General features: G+C 50.1%; 18 protein-coding genes and 2 tRNA genes. 3 read left to right on the top strand and 17 right to left on the bottom strand.

Annotated features, from left to right (window positions below; genetic code table 11):
- Positions 1 to 110: 110 nt before the first annotated feature.
- The 11 genes from rnr to J5W02_RS10460 form a co-directional block, all read right to left on the bottom strand.
- On the bottom strand, positions 111 to 2,234 hold the full coding sequence (gene rnr / locus J5W02_RS10510; protein WP_219965656.1) for a ribonuclease R: 2,124 nt from the start codon (positions 2,232 to 2,234) through the stop codon (positions 111 to 113).
- A 121-nt stretch (positions 2,235 to 2,355) separates the two neighbouring features.
- Complete coding sequence (secG, locus tag J5W02_RS10505; RefSeq protein ID WP_219965655.1) at positions 2,356 to 2,604, bottom strand: preprotein translocase subunit SecG; 249 nt, start codon at positions 2,602 to 2,604, stop codon at positions 2,356 to 2,358.
- A gap of 216 nt (positions 2,605 to 2,820) precedes the next feature.
- Entirely contained in the window at positions 2,821 to 5,049 is a 2,229-nt protein-coding gene (locus J5W02_RS10500; RefSeq protein ID WP_219965654.1) for a DNA gyrase/topoisomerase IV subunit A, read from the bottom strand.
- Between the two features lie 57 nt (positions 5,050 to 5,106).
- Complete coding sequence (locus tag J5W02_RS10495; protein WP_219965653.1) at positions 5,107 to 7,086, bottom strand: DNA gyrase/topoisomerase IV subunit B; 1,980 nt, start codon at positions 7,084 to 7,086, stop codon at positions 5,107 to 5,109.
- Between the two features lie 151 nt (positions 7,087 to 7,237).
- On the bottom strand, positions 7,238 to 9,130 hold the full coding sequence (ftsH, locus tag J5W02_RS10490) for an ATP-dependent zinc metalloprotease FtsH (protein WP_219965652.1): 1,893 nt from the start codon (positions 9,128 to 9,130) through the stop codon (positions 7,238 to 7,240).
- A gap of 7 nt (positions 9,131 to 9,137) precedes the next feature.
- Positions 9,138 to 9,713, bottom strand: coding sequence for a hypoxanthine phosphoribosyltransferase (hpt, locus tag J5W02_RS10485; protein ID WP_219965651.1), 576 nt, complete (start codon positions 9,711 to 9,713; stop codon positions 9,138 to 9,140).
- Positions 9,710 to 11,092, bottom strand: coding sequence for a tRNA lysidine(34) synthetase TilS (gene tilS, locus J5W02_RS10480; RefSeq protein WP_219965650.1), 1,383 nt, complete (start codon positions 11,090 to 11,092; stop codon positions 9,710 to 9,712). Before tilS ends, hpt begins: the two co-directional genes overlap by 4 nt.
- Positions 11,082 to 12,449 carry a replicative DNA helicase gene (dnaB, locus tag J5W02_RS10475; RefSeq protein ID WP_219965649.1) on the bottom strand — a complete coding sequence of 456 codons (1,368 nt, stop codon included), beginning with the start codon at positions 12,447 to 12,449 and terminating at the stop codon, positions 11,082 to 11,084. The genes tilS and dnaB overlap by 11 nt, the downstream gene beginning before the upstream one ends.
- Positions 12,450 to 12,482: 33 nt before the next feature.
- Positions 12,483 to 12,932: a 50S ribosomal protein L9 gene (rplI, locus tag J5W02_RS10470; RefSeq protein WP_219965648.1), complete on the bottom strand. Its 450-nt coding sequence runs from the start codon at positions 12,930 to 12,932 to the stop codon at positions 12,483 to 12,485.
- Positions 12,933 to 12,960: 28 nt separating this feature from the next.
- Positions 12,961 to 14,928, bottom strand: a complete 1,968-nt coding sequence (locus J5W02_RS10465; RefSeq protein WP_219965647.1) for a DHH family phosphoesterase — start codon at positions 14,926 to 14,928, stop codon at positions 12,961 to 12,963.
- Between the two features lie 73 nt (positions 14,929 to 15,001).
- Entirely contained in the window at positions 15,002 to 16,843 is a 1,842-nt protein-coding gene (locus J5W02_RS10460; protein ID WP_219965898.1) for a ribonuclease J, read from the bottom strand.
- A gap of 619 nt (positions 16,844 to 17,462) precedes the next feature.
- Here J5W02_RS10460 and rnhA point away from each other — a divergent pair.
- The 3 genes from rnhA (at position 17,463) to nifU (ending at position 19,671) form a co-directional block, all read left to right on the top strand.
- Positions 17,463 to 17,900, top strand: coding sequence for a ribonuclease HI (gene rnhA / locus J5W02_RS10455; RefSeq protein ID WP_219965646.1), 438 nt, complete (start codon positions 17,463 to 17,465; stop codon positions 17,898 to 17,900).
- Between the two features lie 97 nt (positions 17,901 to 17,997).
- On the top strand, positions 17,998 to 19,200 hold the full coding sequence (gene nifS / locus J5W02_RS10450; protein WP_219965645.1) for a cysteine desulfurase NifS: 1,203 nt from the start codon (positions 17,998 to 18,000) through the stop codon (positions 19,198 to 19,200).
- Between the two features lie 36 nt (positions 19,201 to 19,236).
- Entirely contained in the window at positions 19,237 to 19,671 is a 435-nt protein-coding gene (nifU, locus tag J5W02_RS10445) for a Fe-S cluster assembly scaffold protein NifU (RefSeq protein WP_219965644.1), read from the top strand.
- 51 nt (positions 19,672 to 19,722) lie between these two features.
- Here nifU and J5W02_RS10440 read toward each other — a convergent pair whose 3' ends face one another.
- The 6 genes from J5W02_RS10440 to J5W02_RS10415 all read right to left on the bottom strand — a co-directional run bounded on the left by J5W02_RS10440 (position 19,723) and on the right by J5W02_RS10415 (position 24,791).
- Positions 19,723 to 20,535, bottom strand: a complete 813-nt coding sequence (locus J5W02_RS10440; RefSeq protein ID WP_219965643.1) for an alpha/beta fold hydrolase — start codon at positions 20,533 to 20,535, stop codon at positions 19,723 to 19,725.
- A 172-nt stretch (positions 20,536 to 20,707) separates the two neighbouring features.
- Positions 20,708 to 23,062: an endopeptidase La gene (gene lon / locus J5W02_RS10435; protein WP_219965642.1), complete on the bottom strand. Its 2,355-nt coding sequence runs from the start codon at positions 23,060 to 23,062 to the stop codon at positions 20,708 to 20,710.
- Positions 23,063 to 23,136: 74 nt separating this feature from the next.
- Positions 23,137 to 23,706 (bottom strand): TetR/AcrR family transcriptional regulator, encoded by a 570-nt coding sequence (locus J5W02_RS10430; RefSeq protein WP_219965641.1) that lies wholly within the window; start codon positions 23,704 to 23,706, stop codon positions 23,137 to 23,139.
- A gap of 154 nt (positions 23,707 to 23,860) precedes the next feature.
- Positions 23,861 to 24,019 (bottom strand): hypothetical protein, encoded by a 159-nt coding sequence (locus J5W02_RS10425; RefSeq protein WP_219965640.1) that lies wholly within the window; start codon positions 24,017 to 24,019, stop codon positions 23,861 to 23,863.
- 409 nt (positions 24,020 to 24,428) lie between these two features.
- Positions 24,429 to 24,505, bottom strand: a tRNA-Ile gene (locus J5W02_RS10420).
- 210 nt (positions 24,506 to 24,715) lie between these two features.
- A tRNA-Asn gene (locus J5W02_RS10415) sits at positions 24,716 to 24,791 on the bottom strand.
- Between the last annotated feature and the right edge of the window lies 1 nt (position 24,792).

Here is a 24,792-nt window from a genome sequence, read left to right as displayed (position 1 = left end):
CGCCTTTCGGTTTAAGTTTATGTTAGTATGATGGTCAAATATACCAAAATTTATACCAATATTTCGAGATTTTGCCAACTCAAAAGGGGTTTTTATGGAAATAATGACAATTATGGTTCCTCGCCCACGGAAGTATCCGGAATAAAGTCGATTCTGCCGCTGGCCACATCCGCGGCAACCACCTGAATCGCAAGCTCCTGTCCGATGGTCAGCTTGCGGCCGGTATTCTCGTCAACCTGTGTAATGATTCCGTCAAAGCGGAAACGCGCTCCTTCAAAACTGTCCACAGGCACAAAGCCCTCCACGGAGCTCGGCAGCTCCACAAACACGCCGCGCTGTGTCACGCCGCTGATAATCCCGGTGTAGCGCTCGCCGATGTGCTGCGTCATATATTCGGCCATATAGCAGTCTTCCGCGCTGCGCTCCGCCTGCATGGCGCGAACCTCCGCAGTCGAAGAGGAAGACGCGGCGGCGTTGGCAAACGTCAAATATCTTTTATTCAGTTCTTCCCTGTTCTTAGTTTCCAGCATTGCAGATAGGATACGGTGAATAGCCGTGTCTGGGTAACGCCTGATAGGCGAAGTAAAATGACAGTAATCCGCCAGAGCAAGACCAAAATGCCCGATCGGGTTTGTATCGTAGCGCGCTTTGGCCATCGTGCGCAGAAGCTGATGGGAAATAACCTTCTGCGCCGGCGTGCCCTCCGCCTGATGCATGATATCCGCGAAGTCGGCAGTCGTAACCTCATCAGAGTGCTTCAGGCGCCGGGGGTTCAGCCCAAGCGCACCCACAAGCTGTACCAGATTGTCCACGCGCTCCGGATTGGGCTGTTCATGCACACGGTAGACAAACGGAATGGCATTCGCTTTGGCAAGCTTAGCGGCGGCCTGATTGGCCGTAATCATCAGCTGCTCTATCATCTGCTCTGAAATCCCCGTATGGCGGGGTTCCACATTGACGCAGATTCCTTCTTCATTTAATGTGAACTTGGACTCCGTACTGTCCAGATCCACGGTTCCGTTGCTGACGGAGCGTGCCTTCAAAATGTCGGCAAGCTCCTTCGCCGCGTTGAGCGAACGGGTCACCGGAGCGTATTTTTTCCGTAAATCGGCGTCGGCTGTCTTTTCAAAAAGCTGATTAACTTCCGAATACACGCCACGCACCTTGGAACGGATCACGCTCTTTTTAAACTGATAGGAAAGGATTTCCCCCTCCTTATCCAGCTCAATTATAGCGGAAAAAGTAAGCTTATCCTCCCCCGCATTCAACGAACAGACACCGTTGGAAAGCTCCTTGGGGAGCATAGGAATCACGCGGTCGGCGAAATAGACGGAGGTTCCCCGCTCCAGCGCCTCCGCGTCGATCGCGCTGCCCTCTTTGACATAATGGCTGACATCCGCAATATGAACGCCGAGCTTATAGCCCGCTTTTGTCCTGCTGACAGAAATAGCGTCGTCAAGATCCTTTGCGTCCGCACCGTCAATGGTACAGATACTGGTGTCGCGCAGATCAAGCCTTCCTTTCAAATCTTCTTCCGTAACCGTTCCCGCCGCAATTTTTCTCGCTTCGGTCAGGACTTCGTCCGGAAATCTTGTCCGGATTCCGTTCTGGTCGATGATGGCGTCCGCGCATATTTTCGCGCTGCTGGATTTGCCGTAAACCTTAACGATCCTTGCGGAAAGAAGAGAGGTACGGGGCGCACGGAATATTTCAGCCTGAATCTTGTCGCCGTCCCTTACATTTTTTGCGGAGCTTTTCTCCACCGGGATATGGTAACGGATAGCATCGTCCGGAACTATTTCGCACAGTCCCCGGCCGCGGCTGAGCGTACCCGTAATCGTACGGCTGCTTTTTTCGGAAATCTCGTCCACATATGCGCTCGGTCCTTTGGGGCTCTGTTTCACATGCTTGAGCAGAACCGTATCGCCGATAAAGGCCTTTTTCAGATTGTCGGCGTGGATGAACATATCCTCTCCGCCGTCCGACGGGCGCGCAAAAGCAAACCCTTTTGAAAGGGACACGATTTTCGCCTTAACTGTTTTCTTTTCCTCCGGCAGACGGATACTGTGCTTTTTATTGACTTCAACCGCACCCTCGTCCCGCAGCTGATTCAAAGCACGGTAAAAGCTTTTGGTATCTCTGATTCCGATTTTTTTAATCAGCCCGCGGGAGGTAATACTCTGCGGGTAGGCCTGCATATATTTTATGATTTTTCTTTTGATTTCTTCTAACATTGTTCCTCCATATAATCCTCATTTTCAACAATTCCACTCAAATCACTCTACGCCGCGAAAAACGGTACTTCAAAGATAAAAAAAGCCCCGCTTGTGTAAAGCGGGGCTTTTATCATTCAAGTTACTTGCCAAAGTACATATACGCGTTGATACCGATGACCAGTACAAAGAATCCGATTGCAATTACTTTTGTCCACCTTGCAAGAAACGAATCTACGGAACGGGCCTTATTCTTGGAAAGAAACGTGTCGGCACCGCCTGTGATTGCCCCGAGCTCCTGCTGGTGACCTTCCTGAAGAAGAACAACAATCGTTATAGCAACTGAAAATATTAATAACACAATACCGAATATAACTTCAACAGCTGACATAGCGCACCTCCGAATATACTTGCATAAACAACTTAAATTATACTAACATAAAACGTGCGCTTTTGCAAGTATATTTTATGTGCCTTATGAACTTTTATGCATATCAAAAAGGCAAAAGGGCAATCTAAGTACGGACTTATCAAAGCGTTTGCGTTTGCCGCTTTGACTTGACCCGCCGCTGATCTGCTATTGGCTTATCAGCGGCGTTTTTTATTTTCACAGCTTTAGTTGTTCCCCCGCGGTCTCTTCCGCGGCGGGCATGGAACCGGCAGCCGGAATGTTTTTACGGTATCGGTTCGGGTTTGAAAGAAGTCCTTCCGTGTACGGTTCCGCATTTAAAAGCCTGCTGCCTTTGCGCAGCGTCATGACGGCCACACCCTGGGTATTGCGCGTGGATTTGCTGGGAATGGCGCCAGTATGAACCAGAAGGATTCGGCCCTGCAGGGAAGTCAGCATAAAGTCGCAGTCCTCTTTCACATGCGCAATTCGCACAGCCGGGGATTTATCGCAGTAAGCGTTCACCAGTTTCCGACGATTGGTTTTTGTGGCGTAGGCGGAAAGATCGACTTTCGCGGCTTTGCCGTTTTCAAAAAAGAAAAGCATATAACCGTCATAGTCATGGGTCACCACCATGGAAACCACGTTTTCCCCTTCGTCCATGCCCAGTTTTGCGGGAATGTAATCTCCCAGCACACTGGCCTTGGTATCGCTGAAATCATTGGCTTTCGCCTTATAGACCTGACAGCGGTCGGTAAAGAACAGCAGGTCGGCGGAATTGGTATCCTCAAGATGCTGTATGACTTCGTCATCCTCTTTCAGCTTCTGCTCCCCACTCATACGCAGGGAAATCGGGGTTATTTTCTTAAAGTAGCCTTCCCTGGTGAAGAAAAGGTTGACAGGATAATCCGCCACTTCCTCTTCCGCGGAATACTCTTCGATTTCATTCTGGTAAATCATCATGGTTTTGCGGGGCTGACCGTATTTTTTCGCGACGGCATTCAGTTCCGAGATAATGATGCTCTTGACCTTTGATTTGCTGTCCAGTATGGACTGCAGCTCCGCGATTTCATTTTCCAGCTGCCCGACTTCCTCCGTGCGTTTCAAAATATACTCACGGTTCAGGTGGCGCAGCTTGATTTCCGCTACATATTCCGCCTGCGTCTCATCAATGCCAAAACCGATCATCAGGTTCGGCACAACCTCGGATTCTTCTTCCGTACGGCGGACAATAGCGACCGCTTTATCAATATCGAGCAGGATAGCCTGCAGTCCTTTGAGCAGATGCAGTTTTTCCTTCTTTTTCGCCAGGTCGTAAAAGGTGCGGCGGCGGACACACTCGATGCGGAACGCTGTCCATTCGTCCAGTAGCTCCCGCACGCCCATCACGCGCGGAATGCCCCCGACCAGAACATTGAAATTGCAGGAGAAGCTGTCTTCCAGCGGAGTCATCTTAAACAAGCGCTGCATCAGCTTGTCCGGTTCCACGCCGCGCTTCAGATCGACGGTGATTTTCAGGCCGTCCAGTCCCGTTTCGTCGCGGATATCGGAAATATCCTTGAGCTTGCCCTGTTTAACCAGATCGACGACCTTCTCCACAATCGCTTCGACTGTGGTCGTAGGGGGAATCTGCGTAATGTCAATGCAGTTCGCACTTTTGTCATAGGAATAGCGTGAGCGGATACGCACGCTACCGCGCCCGGTGCGGTAGATATCCTCTATTACAGCACGGTCGTAGATCAGCTGACCGCCACCCGGAAAGTCGGGTGCCTGCAAAGTAGAGGCAATGTCATGATCGGGATCGCGCATCAATGCGGCGGCGGTCTGACACACCTCACTCAGGTTAAAGGGGCAAATGGAGCTTGCCATGCCCACGGCGATGCCTGTGTTCGCATTGACCAGCACGGAAGGGAACGTGGCCGGCAGCAGAGTCGGCTCTTTCAGAGTATTATCGTAGTTGTCCACAAAATCGACGGTATCTTTATCGATGTCCCGGAAAAGCTCCTGACAAATATCGTCTAAACGCGCTTCCGTATAACGGGAAGCCGCCCAGGCCATATCACGCGAATAAAACTTACCGAAATTCCCCTTGGAATCCACATAGGGGTGCAGAAGCGCTTCGTAGCCGCGGCTGAGGCGCACCATCGTATCGTAAATGGCGGCGTCGCCGTGGGGGTTCAGTTTCATGGTCTGTCCGACGATATTGGCGCTTTTGGTACGCGCGGAGCCGAGCAGCCCCATTTTGTACATGGTATATAACAGCTTACGGTGGGACGGTTTAAAGCCGTCGATTTCAGGAATCGCCCGCGACATAATGACGCTCATGGCGTAAGGCATGTAATTTTTTTCAAGCGTGTCGGTAATTTGCTGCTCCACGACCGCGCCCGCGCCCTCTATGACGCCGTGCGCACGCGGTACCGCCGACTGCTCCGTTCTTTTTTTAGGCATTCTGGTTTACACCCACATTCATTAATATTAGATCTGTATTCATTTTTCAGTCAGAGCCTAACTCACATCCGCTGAATCAATATAGCTATATCCGTTTTCCGCAATAAAATCCTTTCGGCCGCTCAGATTGTCGCCGAGCAGAAGGTCAAACACTTCTCCGGTTCTGGCCGCTTCCGCCGGCATCACCTTAATTAACCGGCGTGTTTCCGGGTTCATAGTGGTAAGGTTCATCATATCCGGCTCATTTTCACCCAGTCCTTTGGAGCGCTGGATCGTAAACTTTTTCCCGCTCAGCTTTTTCACCACTTCGTCCTTTTCACGCTCTGTGTAAGCAAAATAAGTATCGTCCTTTGTCGCGACCTCGAACAGCGGGGATTCCGCGATAAAGACCTTTCCCTCTTCGATCAGCGTGGGGGTGAGTCGGTACAGCATCGTCAGAAGCAGAGTGCGGATCTGGAAGCCGTCCACGTCGGCATCGGTGCAGAGAATGATTTTATTCCAGCGAAGAAGGGAAAGATCAAACGAGGACAAATCCTTGTTCGCTTTGGACTTTACCTCCACGCCGCAGCCCAGTACCTTAATCAGATCGGTGATAATATCGTTCTTAAAAATCTTGTCATAGTCGGCCTTCAGGCAGTTCAGAATTTTACCGCGGATCGGCATGATGGCCTGAAAGTTCGGGTCGCGCGCCTGTTTGCACGCGCCGAGAGCGGAATCTCCCTCCACAATGAAAATCTCCCGCTCGTTCACGTCGCGGGTTCGGCAGTCAACAAACTTGGCGACGCGGTTGGTGATATCCATATTGCTGGTGAGCTTTTTCTTAATATTCAGGCGGGTTTTTTCAGCGTCCTCACGGCTGCGCTTGTTGATGAGCACCTGCGTGGAAATTTTGTCCGCGTCGGCGGGATTTTCAATAAAATAGACCTCAAGCTGGTGGCGGAGTATCTCCGTCATCGCTTCCTGTATGCCTTTGTTGGTAATGGCTTTTTTCGTCTGGTTTTCATAGGATGTCCGGTTGGAGAAAGAGGAAATAATTAAAATCAGACAGTCCTCAACATCGGCAAAGGTAATTTTGCTTTCGTTTTTGTTGTATTTCCCGGTCTGTTTCAGATACGCGTCAATCTGATACACAAACGCGTTGCGCACTGCCTTGTCCGGCGCGCCGCCATGCTCCAGCCAGCTGGAGTTATGGTAATATTCAATCAGCTTGCTACGGTTGGAAAACGCCACCGCCACATTGATTTTCGTCTTATACTGGGGTTTGTCCGCTCGGTCACGAACCTTGCGCTCCGCCTGCCAGAACTGAACGGGGGTAAGGGAATCCTCTCCCGCTATCTCTTTAACATGGTCGACAATCCCCTGCTGATACAGCATCTCCGTCTCTTCAAACCCGGAAGCTGTCTGGCTGCGGAACAAAAAGCTGATGCCGTCGTTGACGATCGCCTGACGGCGAAGTACGTCCAGATAATACTCCACGGGCACATTGATGTCGGTAAAAACCTGCAGATCCGGTTTCCACCGGATGATGGAACCAGTATCCTTTTTATTGTACGGCTCTTTTTTCAGGCCGCCGATGTTCTCCCCATGCTCAAAATGCAGGGTATAACGGAAGCCGTCGCGCCGGACTTCCACATCCATGTACTCCGAAGCGTACTGAGTGGAACAAAGGCCAAGTCCGTTCAGCCCGAGGGAATACTCGTAGCTTTCGTCGGAATCATTGTTGTATTTGCCGCCGGCGTAAAGCTCGCAAAACGCAAGCTCCCAGTTAAAGCGCTGTTCCTTTGGGTTATAGTCGACCGGGCAGCCGCGGCCGTGGTCCTCTACCTGAACCGAATTGTCACTGAAACGCGTGATGGTGATCTGCTTGCCGTAACCTTCGCGCGCTTCATCAATGGAATTGGACAGTATTTCAAAGATAGAATGCTCGCAGCCCTCTATACCGTCCGACCCGAAGATGACGGCAGGACGCCGGCGCACACGGTCCGCGCCTTTCAGAGAAGAAATACTCTCATTTCCATATTCCGTTTTTTTAGTCATACTAACATATCGCTCCTAAATCTATTCACTGATTAAAATTCCTTCCCCGGAATAATGCATTTTGCGCTTTCGGCACAATACATTCTTTTTTATTATACACAATTCTTCTAAACAGCAAAAGGGGAAATGTGGTAACATTCCCCCTAAATTTTTATTCTGCTGTAACATCGGAAGGCTCAGCGGGCAATTCTTCCGGAGAATCCGGCGCTTTCGCTTCCATCATCTCTTTGAACTGTTCACCGGACATTTTTTCGTTTTGATAAAGGAATTTGGCCACTTCGTGCAGCTTATCCATGTGTTCCTTTAAAATGCTTTCCGTCCTGTTGTAAGCAGTGGTCATCATGTTTTTGATTTCCTTGTCGATCACAGAGGCCGTTTCTTCCGAATAATTCCGGATATGACCCATGTCACGGCCGAGGAACGGCTCACCCTGATCCTGTCCGTAAGTGATGGGGCCCAGAGCGTCGGTCATGCCGTACTTTGTGACCATGCTGCGCGCGAGCTTGGTAGCGCGCTCAATGTCGTTGGAAGCACCGGTGGAGATATCGTCCAGCGTAAGCGCTTCGGCGACGCGTCCGCCCAGCAGCACCACCAGATCTTCCTGCATTTCTTTACGGGACTTGTAGGAACGGTCTTCGGTCGGGATCTGCATGGTATAACCGCCCGCCATCCCGCGGGGGATAATGGAAATCTGGTGAACGGGGTCCTGTGTGGGGCAAAAATAAGTGGAAACCGCATGTCCGCCTTCGTGGTACGCGGTCAGGGTTTTTTCCTTTTCCGTCATTACATGGCTCTTTTTCTCGGTACCAACCACCACTTTGATGGTGGCCTCCTCGATTTCTTCCATCGTAATGGCTTTCAGGCTCTTTCTGGCGGCCAGAAGCGCCGCTTCGTTCAGAAGGTTTTCGAGATCCGCGCCGGTAAAGCCCGCGGTGGATTTCGCAATCGTTTTCAGGTTGACGTCCGGCGCAATCGGCTTACCGCGCGCGTGGACTTTCAGAATTTCCTCACGGCCCTTGATATCCGGATAACCGACCATGACCTGGCGGTCAAAACGGCCCGGGCGCATCAGCGCGGGGTCAAGAATGTCGGGACGGTTGGTGGCGGCAATCATGATGACGCCTTCGTTTGCGCCGAAGCCGTCCATTTCCACCAGCAACTGGTTCAGGGTCTGCTCACGCTCGTCGTGCCCGCCGCCGAGTCCGGCGCCGCGCTGACGGCCGACCGCATCAATTTCATCGATGAAAATGATGCAGGGAGAATTCTTTTTCGCCTGTTCAAACAGGTCGCGCACACGGGAAGCGCCGACACCGACAAACATTTCAACAAAGTCGGAACCGGAAATGGAGAAGAACGGCACACCGGCTTCTCCGGCCACGGCGCGCGCCAGTAAAGTTTTACCGGTGCCCGGAGGGCCTACGAGTAATACGCCTTTCGGAATGCGGGCGCCAAGCTCGTTATATTTTTTCGGATTTTTTAAGAATTCGACAATTTCGCGAAGCTCTTCCTTTTCCTCGTCTGCACCCGCAACGTCGGCAAAGGTAGTCTTGCGCTTTTCATCGGCCATCTGCTTGATTTTGGCCTTGCCGAAATTCATCTGCTTGCCCGCGTCGCCCATGCTGGTGTTCAGGCGTTTCATCATAAACCACCAGAACAGGACCATGATGCCGAGGGTGACAAGCATCGGGAGCATACTGGCAAGCCAAGAGGTCTCTGCCGGATGCTTCAGGTTATAGGTCATCAGGGCGTTCGGATGATCCTTATCATACTGATCGACGTAATCACGGATATCTTTATAAAGCAGCTCCGAATTCGGGGCAACATAAGATATCTGCGTTTTGTCCTTTAGTTTGATAATCATCTCACCGCTGCCCATATCCATGGAGTATTCCGTAACCTGCTGATCCTTGAAGTAGTGCAGGATATCGGAATAATTGTAGGTCTTCTGCGGCCTGTTGCCGTAAATCATGGCAATCAGGATAAACAGCAGAATAGGCACTCCAATAAACAGGCCGATATTTTTTAGCGTTTTTTTATTATCCAAATGAAGTTCACTCCTTACTTGAGTCGCTGGACACCTTTCGGTCAGCTTCCTCGTAAACCTCCGGTTTCAAGATTCCTACAAACGGGAGGTTCCTGTATTTTTCATCATAGTCCAAGCCGTAGCCGACAATGAATTCATCCGGAACAATCGTTCCGGCGTAATCAGCTTTTATGTGGGCAGTACGCCTGTCCGGTTTATCAAACAGAGTGCATACCTTAATGCTTTTCGGGGAGCGGGACTGCAGCAGCTCAAGTATGTAGCTTAAGGTCAACCCGCTGTCAAGAATATCTTCAACGACCAAAAGATCGTAGCCTTTCAAATTAATATCCAGATCTTTAATAATTTTTACCACGCCGGAAGTCTTTGTCCCGGAGCCATAGCTGGAAACGGACATAAAATCAATACTGCAGGGAATGGTGATCGCGCGCATCAGATCGGCCATAAAAACCACGGAGCCTTTCAGAACACTGACCATCAAAAGGTTTTTGTCCTTATAGTCCTCGCTGATCTGTTTGCCAATTGTCTGTACGATGCCAGCAAGCTGCTCCTCGCTGAATAATACGGACTGAATATCATTTCTCATGTTTCGAACTCCTTAATTAATATTTCCGCTATATTTTGAGTATCTTTGGTCACACAGGCCTTCTGCGAAACACCAAAGCCCTCTATCCAGATAATTTCCCCGCCGCTTTCGAGCATTGCTATTTTACCGCGCAAAGGCGAAGCAACCGCCGCTTCATTGAAAAGTTTTTTAAGGCTTTTTGTGACGCCGCGCCCGGCGGGACGAAACGTATCGCCGTTACGCCTGTTCCTAACAGAGGTAATACTAGATATTGTATCATAGTTAATTAGATTATTAAATAACAATTTATTAAATTTGCGGCATTTTTCTAATTCTTTTTCGGTAAGTTTTACGACCGTCAGCGTTCTGCCGTCCGGCAGAACGGTTTCGGGAATTTGGAACGATACGCACCACTCCTGTTCGGGAAGCGGGCCGCATTGTACTGCAATAGAAAGAGTATTGCCCTGTGCGGTGCATTGTATTCTTCCCGCAACGGTAACGGAACCTGCCCCTTTACGGATCATTCCCACAACCGCTTCGATATGGCGGCTCTCCAGTCTGACTCTGTGCACCCTTTCCACACCGATGGCAACGGCGCGTGTGAGAATGGGATTGGGCAGCTTTTTCAGCAGCTCCAAGTCGTATCCGCCGGGGCACGCAGCCGCATCCAGCTGTTGGCGCGCAAGCGTGTTCAAATACTCTTCATCCTCACCCAGGCGGCCGGTCATTCCAAAAACAGCCGACTCAAAAGCCGGATTGATCTCCCGCAGAACGGGGATCACGCCGAGTCTGATTTTATTTCGCTCGTACTCCGTTTCCAAATTCGTACTGTCCGTTACATAATGCAGGCCGTAATATGCACAGTAAGTTTCCACCTCTGCGCGGGTAATCCCGATCAGAGGGCGGACGATATTCTCCCGCACAGGGGGAATCCCACGCAGGCCGCGAATGCCGGCCCCTTTGGTAAGGTTCATCAAAACGGTTTCGGTGCTGTCGGACAGCGTGTGGGCGGTGGCGATTTTTCCGTTTTCACCGGAAAGACTCCTGAAAAAGGAGTAGCGCACATTACGGCCGCACTCTTCAAGGCCTTCGGACTTCTCCGCGGCCAGAGCGCGCACATCGGCATGCAGAATTTTCAGTTCCACTCCATTTTCTTCGCACCACTTAGAAACAAAGCGCTCGTCGGTATCCGCTTCTTCCCCGCGCAGTCCATGGTTAATATGCGCCGCTGTCAGGCGAATATGACGGGTTTTTCCATATTTTAAAATAAAATGAGCAAGCGTCAGGGAATCCGCACCGCCGGAAAGGCCGACTACTACGGTACAGCCCGGGGGCAGCATGTTCCACCTGACGATTACTCTTTCAATCTTTTTTTCAATATTTAAAATGTCACTGTTCACTGCGGACAACCTCCTGCGCCGTAAAGCGCATGAACTCACCCTGCCAGTGCAGAGGAACGGTTTTGGTTTCGCCGTGACGGTTTTTGGCTATAATGCACTCCCCGCTGTTGCGGTCGGCGTTCTCATTCGGCACCTCGGCGTCCTGATAATAATCCTCACGGTACAGAAATAGAACAATGTCCGCATCCTGCTCAATAGAACCGGAATCCCTCAGGTCGGACAGAACCGGCCGGTGATTGGTACGTTTTTCGCTGTCACGGGCCAGCTGGGAAAGCATCAGCACCGGTACGTTCAGTTCTTTCGCCATGATTTTCATATTACGGGTAATCTTTGAAATTTCCTGAACGCGGTTGTCGTTCTTGCTGGCGGCGGTCATCAGCTGTAAATAGTCGACCACTACCAGATCAACGTCTCTCAGCCGTCTGATTTTGGCTTTCATTTCGCCCACCGTAATGGATGGATTGTCGTCGATATAAAACTGGGTTTTAGAAAGGATGTCGCCCGCTTCGATCAGATGAATCCACTCATCTTCACTCAATTTTCCGGTACGCAGCTTCGTTCCGCCGACCAGAGCCTCCGTGGACAGCAACCGGGACGCCAGCTGTTCCTTGCTCATTTCCAGCGAAAAAAAGGCAACTTTCTTATTTGCCTTTACCGCCGCGTGCCGTGCGATATTCAGCGCGAAGCTCGTCTTGCCCATACCGGGGCGCGCACCGAGCAGAATAAAGTCGGTGCGGTTCAGTCCGGTGATGGTATCGTCCAGCTCTTTAATTCCGGTGGGAACCCCTTTATAAAGATCCGCATCAGGGGAATTTAGCAAATCAAGCCGGTCAAAGGTCTGCACAATGATTTCATCCAGACGCTGAAGTCCCTGCATATTTTTTCCGCGCCGGATATCAAAGATGCGCTGTTCCGCAGAATCAAGCAGAGTGGCCGCGTCAGCCGCTCCGGAGGACGCTTCCTCAATGATATCGCGCGAAGTGGTGATGAGGGTACGCACATCATATTTGTCGCGAACAATTCGGGCATAGGATTCCACATTGGAAATGGAGGGAACCAGCTGAGCGAGCTGCAGCAGATAAGTCTTGCCGCTTGCCTCATCAAAGCCCGGTGTCCCCTTGAGCCTTTCCAGAATGGTAACAAAGTCCACCGGCTGCGAAATAGTGAACATTTCCAGCATAGTGGAATAAATCAGACTGTTGTTCGTCTGGTAAAAATACTCCGGCCGGGGAAGAATTTCCGCTACGCGGTCAAGGCAGGAAGAATCCAGAAGGATGGCTCCCAGCACGGACTGCTCCGCTTCGGGACTGAAAGGCAGGTTGAGCGCGCTGTAGCCGCTGGTTACCATCTCATCCATATGATTTCCTCCTTTCCGCAATCAACCGTTTTCTTATTCCTTTTCCCCGACTACGGCAAAAACCTTTGCGGTAATTCCGTTGTAGAGCTTAATTTCACATTCATAGGTACCGAATGCTTTTATATCGGCGTCCAGAACGATCTTGCGCTTGTCAATATCAACTTTATAGACCTTTTTCAGTTCTTCTGCAATTTCTTTTGCAGTGACGGAGCCGAAGATCTTGCCGCCCTGACCCGCTTTTGCGTAAAGTTTCACACTTTTTTCGTTGATTTTTTCCGCGGTCTGTTTTGCGGCGTCAATTTCCGACTGAATTTTAAAGGCCTTCGCTTCGGCGGCATTTTTCAATTCGTTCATCGCCTGTGCATTTGCCTCTTTGGCAAGCTTGCGGGGAAACAGATAGTTGCGGGCATAGCCGTCGCTCACGTTGATGAGCTCCCCTTTTTTGCCGCTCCCTTTAATATCTTCAAGCAAAACTACTTTCATTGATGATTACCTCCATTATCTGAATTAATTATTGAACTGCTTTTGCCATAGTGTCCTGTAAAACAGCAATCAGCCTTTCACGCGCCTGCTGAACCGTAACCCCGGAAAGCTGCGCGCCCGCCATCGTCAGGTGGCCGCCGCCGCCCAGAGCCTCCATAATCAGCTGCACGTTGATTTCGCCCAGGGAACGGGCGGAAACATTCACAACATTGCTCCCCGTTGGAAACAGCACGAAGGAAGCGTTCACGCCCTGAATGGACAAAAGCTCATCCGCCGCCTGTGCGGAAGTGATGCGGATATCCGGAAATTCCTGATCGGCGGATGCAATGGCGCAGTCGCCGAAAATTTCAGCTCCGGAAACGATCTGATACTTTGCCTTATAGGTATCGATGGTGTCGGAAAACATGCGCTTGACTTCCACCGTATCGGCACCGCGCCGGCGCAGGTAGGCAGCCGCCTCAAAGGTGCGCACGCCGGTTTTGAGCACAAAATTCTTAGTGTCGAGCATAATACCCGACAGCAGAGCCTCGGCCTCCGTCTGAGTCAGCACGTTATCACCGATATACTGCACGAGCTCGGCCACCATTTCAGAGGTGGAACTCGCGTATGGCTCATGATAGAATACAATCGCGTTTTCAATATGCTTAACCATCATACGGTGGTGGTCAATAATCACAACGCGCGTGACCGCGTTTAACAGCTCGGAGCTTTCCGCAAATTCCGGAGAATGGGTGTCCACAACGATCAGCAGGGATTTCGGTGTTGCCATGGACAGAGCTTCCATAGACGAGATAAAGATCTTAACGTTGCCGCCGCCCGCGGCTTCCATAGAGGAAATCACCGGAGAAGCCAGACTCTGCGAACGGTTAATCACGATATAGGCCGGCTTTTTCAGCGCTTTCGTCACGGCGCTCCACATGCCTACTGCAGCGCCCACACTGTCCAGATCAGAAAATTTGTGACCCATAATCAGAACCGTATCACTGTTTTTAATATGGTCGGAAAGCGTTGCGGCAATGACCCGGGTACGCACCTTATCGCGTTTTTCCACCCCTTTGGACAGGCCGCCGAAGAACTCGTATGTATCGTCCTTTTGTTTGACGGCAACCTGATCTCCGCCGCGGCCCAGTGCCATGTCGAGCGCTTTTCGCGCCCATTCCTCACATTCCGCCAGAGACTCCGCGCCCCGCCCGACGCCGATGGAAACCGTGGCGCTGCGCCTTTCCCCCGCTTTGATGGAGCGGATGGCGTCAAGGACCTGAAAGCGCTTCTCCATGGCGTCCCGGGTGTGGGCTTCGTCTGTCAGGATCAGGTAACGACCGCCGCTGAGCCGCTTCAAAAAGCCGCCCATGCTCTGCGCCCAGTTTATCAGTGCACCCTCCACCTCTGAAGCGATACGGGAATCCTCGCTGCCGCTGGAATCCCGCGCGAGCTCCTCCCGGTTGTCAAAGCTGGCCAGCACGACAACCGGACGTCGGTCAATATACTCACGGTTGATTTCCTTATAATAGGTGTCATCAACAAAGTAGACTACACTGCCGTATCCCGTTTTCGCGGCATAGACCGTGTAATGCCTGTCCTCCACCGTAATATCCGTTCCGTTTTCGGCGATGATCTGGTGAATCGTCTTGGGGTAAATAAATTTTAGAATATTTTCCCCCCGGCACTCGCGCTTTACGCTGACCTGCTGGATAAAGGCGCCGTTGACCCAGATGATGTCCCCCTCTTCGCCTATCACAGCAACCGGCATGGTAAATTCCTGCAGCGCGCGGTACTCTTCGCCGGACAAGATTTTCTGCGCGCTTTTTACCGCGGTGGATACATGCGCTTTGAAACGTTCCGTGGAAAGAATAACGGCAATGACGGAGCCGATGGAAAATGTCATTTCAACGGCAAATAAAAGATGGCTGTAAAAATAACTGACGCTGGCCATGATGAGCATAACCGCCGTGATGACAAAGAATACCGGTGAAGACACCCATACTTTTCTCTTCAAAATGATTACCCCTTCGGCACTCAGGCCCTGTATGAAAATAAACAGATAAAATTCTTGATTTTACGGGCAAGGCCTAGACTTCCATAATAATCGGGAGGATCATCGGACTGCGCTTGGTACGGTCGTAAAGCATCCGGGAAAGCTCATCCTTGACCTTCGTCTTCAAAGTGCCCCAGTCATGAATATTGTTTTCAAGACAGTTTTCAAGTACGGAATTGACCAGTACCTTTGCCTCGTCAATCAGCGGCTCGGACTCCCGAACATAGACAAATCCGCGGGAAACCACGTCCGGCCCGGAAACAATATGACCGTCGCCCTGGGAGATGGTGCAGACCACCACAATCAGGCCGTCTTCAGCCAGATGTTTGCGGTCGCGCAGCACAATGCTGCCAACATCGCCGACGCCAAGGCCGTCCACCAGTATTCTGCCGGCAGGAACGGAGGCAAGCTTTTTCATGTAATCCTGATTCAGTTCCAGAACGTCGCCAATATCGCCGATAAACACGTCGGCGGCACTCTTGCCCATGGCATACGCCAGACCCGCGTGTTTGCGCAGGTGTTTCTGCTCGCCGTGAACAGGAATAAAATATTTAGGCTTCGTAATGCCCTGCATGAGCTTCAGTTCTTCCTGACAGGCGTGTCCGGAGACGTGAACCTCGTACATAGATTCATAGACCACCTGACATCCGCGCTTCATCAGCTCGTCAATCACGGTGCCGACCGTTTTCTCGTTGCCGGGAATCGGACGGGCGGAAATAATGATAAAGTCGCCGGGGCCCACTTCCACCTTACGGTGGTCGGCAAAAGCCATGCGCGTCAGGGCGCTCATCGGTTCTCCCTGGCTGCCGGTCGTAACCAGAACCACCTTTTCTTTCGGATACCGGTTGATAAGGTCAAGGTCGATCAAAACCCCGTCCGGAACCTCCAGATAACCCATTTCCACGCCGATGCCCATCACATTGAGCATGCTGCGTCCGGAAAGGGCAACCTTGCGACCGTATTTGACCGCGCAGTTGATGATCTGCTGAACACGGCTGATATTGGAAGCAAAAGTGGCAATGATGATTCTGCTGTTTTCCGCCTGTTTGAACAGGCGTTCAAAGGAATCGTTCACCTTGCTCTCCGTCATGGTGTAGCCGGGTCTTTCAGCGTTGGTGGAGTCCGCGAACAGTGCAAGTACGCCTTCCTGACCGAGCTGGGCAAAACGTCCGAGGTCAATCATGGCGCCCTGCGCGGGCGTACAGTCGATTTTAAAGTCACCGGTGTGGACAATGGTTCCCGCCGGGGAATGAATCGCCAACGCAACCGCGTCCGGAATGGAGTGGTTGACATGGATAAATTCAACAGTCATGCACCCAAGCTTGATCTGTCCGCCCGGATGGACGACATTCAGCTTCGCCTTATTGGACAGTCCGTGCTCCTTGAGCTTGCCTTCCACAAGGCCAAGGGTCAGCGGAGTACCGTAAACAGGCAGATTTACTTTTTTCAAAAGATAAGGAATCGCACCGATATGGTCTTCATGACCGTGGGTCAGAACAATCCCGCGTATTTTATCGGTGTTGCGTTCCACAAAAGTGAAATCAGGCAGAACCAGATCGACACCAAGCATATCCCCGTCCGGGAAAGCCATGCCGCAGTCGACGATAATCATATCGTCGCCACACTCAAACAGTGTAAAATTCTTTCCGATCTCGTTTAATCCGCCGAGGAAATAAGCCTTAATGGACGGCTTTTTCTGGCCCTGTCTGCCCCTCTTGCTCTGCTGGCGCTGGCCTGTCTTTTTCTGCTGGTCCGGTTTCTGCTTTGTCAGCTGCGCCAGTACCTGCGGAGCCTTTGACTGGCTCTGCTGCGCCTGCTTCTGCGGCTGGCGTCTCCGTCTGGGCTTTGCGGGCTGGGCGGATTGTGCAGATTGCACGGGTTGCGCGGGTTGTGCGGCAGATTCCTTAATCTGCACGGCATCTCCGCCGATTACCTGATCCGCAGGCTTCTGCGTCTTCTTCTTTGCTGCCGCTTCCGGCCTGTGTACCGGTTTATGCGGCGGAACCACCTTTTGATAAAGAGAAGAGCGGCCTTCGCTCGAAGTGGTGGGACGCAAACCTGCGCCCTCTTTTAGCTCCGCGGAATTTGTTTGATTTTTTTCTGACACGAAATAACCTCCATTGTTAATTAGGGTGCAACCAATAGAGTCCGCCGGCAAACGGTGCCTGAGCGGGCATGGGTTTCCCTGTTTGATTTTTTTGCATCTTTTACACTGCGCGGGCAGCTGTAGAAGACAGCAGAGACAACCGCAGAAAATGCGGTTTCAAATATATTTAATGTCTAAATATAATGCAAATATTAAAATATAAATCCGGACACAAATATCGTTATCATTGTACCTTGATTCGCTATGGCTGTCAAGCGATTGCACCTTTGGCCGGTAAATTATATTATGGCCAGAAAAGAACATCCTAAACCAAAGATAACATTGTTTGTAGAAAGCCGGTATGTTATAATGGAAATAAATATTCGGTCAATACTAAAGGATGATTGAAATGAAACAAATTGAAATATATACCGACGGTGCCTGCAGCGGAAATCCCGGCCCGGGCGGCTGGGGAGCCGTGCTTCGCTACAACGGCGTGGAAAAGGAAATCAGCGGCGGCGCGGCCGACACAACCAACAACCGGATGGAGCTGTCCGGCGTCATTGAGGCGCTCCGCATGTTAAAGGAGCCCTGTGAAGTGATTCTGTCCAGCGATTCCAAGTATGTCTGCGACGCGATCACAAAAGGATGGGCAAAGAGCTGGAAGAGAAACAACTGGCGCAAAGCCGACAAAAAACCGGCCCTGAATTCCGATCTGTGGGAGGTGCTGCTTTCTCTGCTGGAACAGCACAGAGTAACTGTCAAGTGGATTAAAGGGCACGCCGGTCACCCGGAAAACGAGCGCTGCGACCGGCTTGCCGTCGCCGCAATAGAAAAATTTAAATAATCTTTGTCAGGCTATTGAAATATATACCAAATTGGTGTATATTATCAACAGGACATATTCCTACAAATTTAATAATATATTAAGTAAAGGTGATAACATGGCACGTTTTATTTACGCGGACAACGCCGCGACCACTCCTGTCTCTAAAACTGTTCTGGAAGCAATGGAACCTTTCTATACCCAATATTACGGCAATCCTTCCAGTCTGTACTCGGTGGGACGGGCAGCCAAAAAGCCGCTTGAGCAGGCACGGGAAACTGTTGCCGAGTGCCTGGGCGCTCTGCCGAATGAAATCTTTTTCACCTCCGGCGGCAGCGAAAGTGACAACTGGGCGCTGAAGGGTGTCGCCCATGAGCTGGCGAAAAAGGGCAAAAAACATATCATCACTTCCAAGTTCGAGCACCATGCCATTCTTCATTCCTGCGAGGCGCTTGAAAAAGAGGGTTTTGAAGTTACCTATCTGGACGTTCACAGCGACGGCCTTGTCAGGGTTGAAGAACTGGAAGCGGCCATCCGTGAGGATACGGCGATTGTTTCCATTATGTACGCCAACAATGAAATCGGCACGATTCAGCCGATTGCCGAAATCGGCGCCGTCTGCAAAAAGCACGGCGTGATTTTCCACACCGACGCAGTGCAGGCCGTGGGCAATGTCCACATTCATGTAAAGGAACAGAATATTGACCTTCTGTCCCTTTCCGGCCACAAGTTCCACGCGCCGAAGGGCGTGGGCGCGCTGTATATCCGCAACGGCATCAAGATGCCCAACCTGATTGACGGCGGGGCGCAGGAACGTGGCCGCAGAGCCAGCACGGAAAACGTTGCCGGAATTGTAGGGCTGAGCGTTGCGCTGAAGGAAGCCTGCGCAAACATTGACGAGCGCGCCGAGCGTCTGATAAAGATGCGGGACAGGCTGATTGATGAGCTGCTGAAAATAGAACGTTCCCATATTAACGGCGACCGTGTAAAACGCCTGCCGGGCAATATCAATATGTGCTTTGAGGGCATTGAGGGCGAATCCCTGCTTCTGAGCCTTGACCTGAAAGGTATCTGCGCTTCTTCCGGTTCGGCCTGCACCTCCGGTTCCCTTGATCCAAGCCACGTTTTGCTTGCAATCGGTCTTCCCCACGAAATTGCGCACGGTTCTCTGAGAATTACTTTCAGTGAACAGAACACAGAGGAAGACGTTGATTATATTTTGGAGGTACTCCCGAACATTATCACGTATCTTCGTTCCATGTCCCCGCTTTGGGAAGAAATCAAGTCCGGGGAAAAACAGTATTCTCAGAAAATTTTTTAAGTAACAATATCAAATTACTAAGAGAGGTAATGAATCATGGCATACAGTGAAAAAGTGATGGACCACTTTGCAAATCCGCGCAACGTCGGTGAAATTCCGGACGCAAGCGGTGTTGGTGAAGTCGGCAACCCGAAGTGCGGGGATATTATGAGAATGTACATTAAGGTTGACGGCGACGTCATTACAGACGTAAAGTTCAAAACCTTCGGATGCGGCGCCGCGATTGCGACCAGCTCCATGGCAACGGAACTGATTAAAGGAAAAAAGATTGAGGATGCTTTAAAGCTGACAAACAAAGCGGTAATGGAAGCACTGGACGGACTTCCGCCGGTAAAAGTGCACTGTTCCGTTTTGGCTGAGCAGGCAATCAAAGCCGCTGTCTCCGACTATTACAAGAAGATGGGTATTGATCCTTCCCCGCTGGTCGGCGAAATTCCGGAATGCGAATCCTGCGCCTGCGACCTGCACTAATCTGATTTTCATAAGAAAGCTCATACCGGTTCCGGCCGGTATGAGCTTTCTTTAATTCCTGGTAAAATCTATCAGCTCTTTGTTGAACTGCTCCATCTGGTCGTAGAAAAGGAAGTGGCCGCACTGCTGGAAGGGAACCAGTACGGAGTTCCGGATTCCCTTGTTCTGCGCAACTGCCAGCGGATACAGGCAGACACGGTCGTTCAGGCCGTGTAGAATCAGAGTAGGAACCTTGATTTTTGCCATGTCGTCAAACAAAACCTCGTTGATCCAGGTCTTTGCAATTGCCGCGGTCGACCAGCTTGCCGCCTGCAATCCCAACTGGAAAATCCAGTCCTGCAGCGCCGGGCCTACATGGTGGTAGAAGATCATATCCCCGAACCCGCGCAGCATTTTGGGACGGTCTGAATAAGTACCCGAAATAATGTCCAGCACAGCCTGTTCCTTTAATCCACTTGGAAAATTGGGCCGCTGAATCAGGCTGGGTGCGGCCGCAGCAAAAAGCGCGAGTTTTTTCACCCCGTGACCGCCGTGCCTTGCCATATAGCGGATGCAAATCGCACCGCCCGTCGAATGCCCGGCCAGAGTGATGTCCCTGAGCTGAAAAGCATCAATCACGGCGCGTACGTCATCGGCCAGCCGGTCATAGTCATATCCGTCCCACGGCTTGTCGGAAAGGCCGAAGCCGCGGCAGTCAATGGCAATACACCGGTACCCCAGTCTGGGGAGCTGGTTCAGCTGATACTCAAACAAATTATGGTTTCCGGGCCAGCCGTGAACAAACAAAATTGTTTTATTTCCGGTTGGGTTTAAATCTTCCACATAAAGATTGACAGTTGGCTCCACCGTTACATAATATCCCATACAATCACCTTCAGCTAAATATTAATATCATATTCCGCCGAATTATTTTTTGTTCCAGTATGAAAAATAAGCCCCCGGTAATCCGGGGGCTTATCTGTATTGCCCATAGAGTTAAAAGTGCATCTGTCGATTAACCTGGCAACCTATATCATGTATATCGCAGCAAATCATCTTATTGACGCTGCTCCTGCAGTCTTGTAAAGAAGCGGGGGTCCGGCATCACATATTGCGGCTTCGGCAGCGCGATCCCCAGTGCCTCCCTTAATACATCCTCTATGGTTTCCACCGCAACGACCTGAATTTTTTCCATCACTTCCCCCGGAATATCTTTCAGATCCGCCACGTTGTCTTTTGGGATCAGTGCTTTCCTGATTCCGGCACGATCCGCGGCCAAAAGCTTTTCTTTCAGTCCGCCAATCGGAAGCACGGTGCCCCTCAGGGTAATTTCACCAGTCATTGCAAGCTTGGAATCCACCTTAATTCCGGTAATCAGCGAGGCAAGAGCGGTAAAGAGCGTAATGCCTGCCGAGGGTCCATCCTTGGGAACAGCACCGGACGGCACATGGATATGGATATCCTTTTCCTTAAATTGAATCGCATTGACCGGAAGACGGGATTTGAGCAGGCTCAGCGAAATCCTCGCAGATTCCTTCATCACATCTCCAAGCTGGCCGGTCAGAATGATCTGATCGTTTCCGGGCATTTCGGTCGCTTCAATAAACAGGATTTCCCCGCCCACAGGCGTCCACGCAAGACCGGTGACTACCCCGGGAGGATTCATTTCCTGTGCAACGTCATGCCTTGACATTTTGCTGCCCAGAATCTCCTCCAGATCATCCGCTGAAACAGAGTAGGGCTTTTCAACATCCCCTAAAACAATTTTTTCAGCCGCCTTTCTGGCAATGGAATCCAGCTTTTTCTTCAGCCCTCTGACGCCGGCCTCCATGGTATAGTCGGATATGATCTTTTGCAGGGCTTCCTCGCTGATATGTACGTCGTCTTCGCTCAGCCCATGCTCTTCCAGAGCCTCACGGATCAGGTGGTTTTTCCCGATATGAAATTTTTCGCTGATAGTGTAGCTTGAAAGCTGAATGACCTCCATACGGTCCAGCAGCGGCCCGGGAATCGTCTCCAGTGAGTTGGCGGTAGCAATAAAGAATACGTCCGACAGGTTATACGGAAGATCAAGATAGTGATCCGTAAACGTATCGTTCTGCTCCGGGTCCAGCACTTCCAGCAAGGCGCTGGCCGGGTCCCCGTTATAGCCCGTCATGAGCTTGTCGACCTCGTCCAGTACCATCACCGGATTTGTCGTGCCGACTTTTTTCATACTCTGGATAATCCGCCCCGGCATTGCGCCGATATAGGTTCTGCGATGCCCGCGGATTTCCGCTTCGTCACGGATTCCGCCAAGGCTGAGACGGACATATTTTCTGCCCAGCGCCTCTGCTATGCTCCTGCCGAGACTGGTCTTTCCGGTACCCGGAGGCCCGACCAGCAGCAGGATGGAACCCTGCTTATCTTTTTTCAGATGCATAACCGCAAGCTGCTGAATAATGCGGTCTTTCACTTTTTCAAGTCCGTAATGCTGTTCATCCAGAACACGGCGTGCTTCCCTGAGATTGACGGGCTTTTCTTCATTCGGTTCCCACGGCAGTTCGACGAGCAGATCCAGATAGTTTTGGATGACGCTGTACTCCGCGCCAGCAGGGTTCTGGCTTTCCAGTTTGTTCAGTTCCTCCAGCGCTGCCGCCTGAATTTCTTCCGGCATATGTGCATTTTCAATACGGGTTCTGTAATCTTTCCCTTTTTTCACAGTTTCCGGTTTGCCTTCATTCAATTCTTCCTGAATAGCCTGAAGCTGTTCCCGAAGGACGGCTTCACGATAGTTTTTATTTGCTTTTTCAGAGAAGCGCTCCGTCATTTCAATCTGAAGCTGTATTTCCTCTTTATAGTGCAGGAAATAATCGATAAATGCCAACCCGCGGTCTTTCAATGAAGACGTTTCCATCAGAGTGTACTTTTCCTGTTTGGAAAAGGGCAGGAACTGGCAAATATACCCGATCAGCACATTCAGATCCTTCATCTCATCAATAGCTTTCATAACACCGCCGGAGTTTTTGAAGTTCGAACCGATTTGATGAGAGATATTCTGAATATAGCTCGCCATTTCTCTCTGACTGTTTTCATTCAGATCGATCACCTCCGGAATATCAACGGTATTTCCGGTAATGATGTTTTCCTGAATGACAAGCTCGGAGACTTCCACGCGCGACAGTGCCGTTACTTTAACCAGATGACCTTTGTCACTGGACAGAACATCCTGAATCTGTAAGGCAACCCCTATTTTGTAAAAATCATCCGCCTGCAGTTCCTTTCTGTCACGACGGCGCTTCAAGGGCAAAGCCGCAATTTTCTGTTCTCTGTTTTGCAGTGCGGCCAGTTCTTCTTCGCTTAACCTGCTAAAGGCCAGCGGATAGGTCATACCGGGCAGCAATACGAGATCTTCAATCGGTAATATCATCATAATAATAATCCTTTCTTTTATAAATGAACATTCGTTTATAAGTAATGTAAATAAAAATCAAATGAGGATAATCCTTAATATCCCCTGATTAAAGCTTTCTGAATAATCGTAATCAGTTCGTCCAAACGGTCCATCGCGGCTTCTTCCGAATCACACTTTTTTACGGCAATGGTTTTTACGGGAGAAAACAGAATGGCGTATAAATTATCGTTGCTGTAATTATTGAGGATCTGTCTTCTTTTCAGTTCCGTCAGCAGCTGGTTCAAGTTACCCGGTCCTTTCATAAAACCACAGTTTGATTGAAGGGCGGGGCAGGTGCTGAATTGCTCAACAAAATGAAAGATCTCCTCATTCTCGACAATATAAGAATAATAGCTGCGGATCAGTTCTTCAATAATCTGTTCACCCGCCATATTGGGATGCAGGGATTCCAGTAAATACTGAAACGTATCTTCGGCATATTCCTGGTAAATATCACGCAGCATAGCGTCCTTGTTTTCGTAGTAAATATACACTGTTGCGGGGGAAACGCCGGCCGCACGGGCGATTTTTGAAATGGACGCGCCCTGAAATCCTTCTTTTAAAATCAATTCAACCACTGCAGTTTTAATACATCTCTGTTTTTCATCATCTTTTTTTCTCATACGCACCACCCAAATTTTGATAAAGTGGAAGGATTACTATTATAATAAACGATCATTCATTTATTGTCAAGTCTTTCGCAGTTTTATAACTGTTAATTATTTATGAAGAAAACAAAAAGAGCAGACAGTTTCATTCTATCTGCTCTCACCCTGCTTAGCTTCGGTTCTGCTCCGGATTTTTAGCAACCGCCTGTACTTTCGGACTTGCCGGTTCAGTCCCGCCGGCAAAAAACTCCGAATGATTAATTGCCTCATCGGACCATCCCAGTTCTCTCAGCATGTTTCTGATCTTCTCTGATATGTCTTTGTCCATCACAATCTTTCTCCAATCAAATGAATGTACTATCATTATGGTGATTTCAGGTGAAAATCTTCTGTGCTTTGAGTGAAGACTGGATGATTGCAAAACATTACCATAGTTGCATGTCAATTCATGGTTACTAATGTTTCGTCAAGAAAATTATAAAATACTGAAGATCGAAACAGCTTCCCTAAGCAAATTCGCTGTGTATCGGACTGATGATCCCAAAGGCAGACTATCTAAATCCTCCCTGTCACAAACGATTCCAACTAATTTTATTCTCAAGTACGCTTCTTCTAATTGAATATTGAGTAATTCCTGCGTAATTTCTTAGATTTATCATTTACCATTCAGTTTTCTGACAATCTAAAAAAGCCGCGCCAGACAGCCATTTACAAGCTGCTTTGGTGCGGTTTTTTTGTGGTGGGCCATCAAGGACTCGAACCTTGGACCGACCGGTTATGAGCCGGTTGCTCTAACCAACTGAGCTAATGGCCCGAATAATTACAGGGCTATACACATTTTTCTAACGAAGTGCTTGAATATAATACCACAAATCTGCAATAAATGCAATCTCAAGATAGAATTTTTTACACCATTCACCATTCTAAAAGCAAACAAATCAAACTGTCGTAAACGATTGACTCAGCAATTATATATCAATACATAAAACAAAAAATCACCAATCGAAAGAATGGTGATCTCTTTTGGCTCCCCAAGTTGGACTCGAACCAACGACCCTGCGGTTAACAGCCGCATGCTCTACCGGCTGAGCTATTGAGGAA

It is taken from the genome of Caproiciproducens faecalis (assembly GCF_019448085.1).
In the GTDB taxonomy this organism is placed as follows: Bacteria; Bacillota; Clostridia; order Oscillospirales; family Acutalibacteraceae; genus Caproiciproducens; species Caproiciproducens faecalis.
The sequence above is the reverse complement of the archived record's forward strand: the minus strand, read 5'-3'. Positions and strand labels throughout refer to the sequence as shown.

Excerpts from the sequence above, each read along its gene's own strand:
- dnaB (WP_219965649.1), bottom strand. The coding sequence starts at position 12,449 with ATGGATGAGATGGTAACCAGCGGCTACAGCGCGCTCAACCTGCCTTTC.
- J5W02_RS10425 (WP_219965640.1), bottom strand. The coding sequence starts at position 24,019 with ATGGACAAAGACATATCAGAGAAGATCAGAAACATGCTGAGAGAACTG.
- J5W02_RS10440 (WP_219965643.1), bottom strand. The coding sequence starts at position 20,535 with ATGGGATATTATGTAACGGTGGAGCCAACTGTCAATCTTTATGTGGAA.
- lon (WP_219965642.1), bottom strand. The coding sequence starts at position 23,062 with ATGATGATATTACCGATTGAAGATCTCGTATTGCTGCCCGGTATGACC.
- rplI (WP_219965648.1), bottom strand. The coding sequence starts at position 12,932 with ATGAAAGTAGTTTTGCTTGAAGATATTAAAGGGAGCGGCAAAAAAGGG.
- nifU (WP_219965644.1), top strand. The coding sequence starts at position 19,237 with ATGGCATACAGTGAAAAAGTGATGGACCACTTTGCAAATCCGCGCAAC.
- hpt (WP_219965651.1), bottom strand. The coding sequence starts at position 9,713 with ATGAGAAATGATATTCAGTCCGTATTATTCAGCGAGGAGCAGCTTGCT.
- J5W02_RS10500 (WP_219965654.1), bottom strand. The coding sequence starts at position 5,049 with ATGCCTAAAAAAAGAACGGAGCAGTCGGCGGTACCGCGTGCGCACGGC.
- secG (WP_219965655.1), bottom strand. The coding sequence starts at position 2,604 with ATGTCAGCTGTTGAAGTTATATTCGGTATTGTGTTATTAATATTTTCA.
- J5W02_RS10430 (WP_219965641.1), bottom strand. The coding sequence starts at position 23,706 with ATGAGAAAAAAAGATGATGAAAAACAGAGATGTATTAAAACTGCAGTG.
- nifS (WP_219965645.1), top strand. The coding sequence starts at position 17,998 with ATGGCACGTTTTATTTACGCGGACAACGCCGCGACCACTCCTGTCTCT.
- rnhA (WP_219965646.1), top strand. The coding sequence starts at position 17,463 with ATGAAACAAATTGAAATATATACCGACGGTGCCTGCAGCGGAAATCCC.
- J5W02_RS10495 (WP_219965653.1), bottom strand. The coding sequence starts at position 7,086 with ATGACTAAAAAAACGGAATATGGAAATGAGAGTATTTCTTCTCTGAAA.
- rnr (WP_219965656.1), bottom strand. The coding sequence starts at position 2,234 with ATGTTAGAAGAAATCAAAAGAAAAATCATAAAATATATGCAGGCCTAC.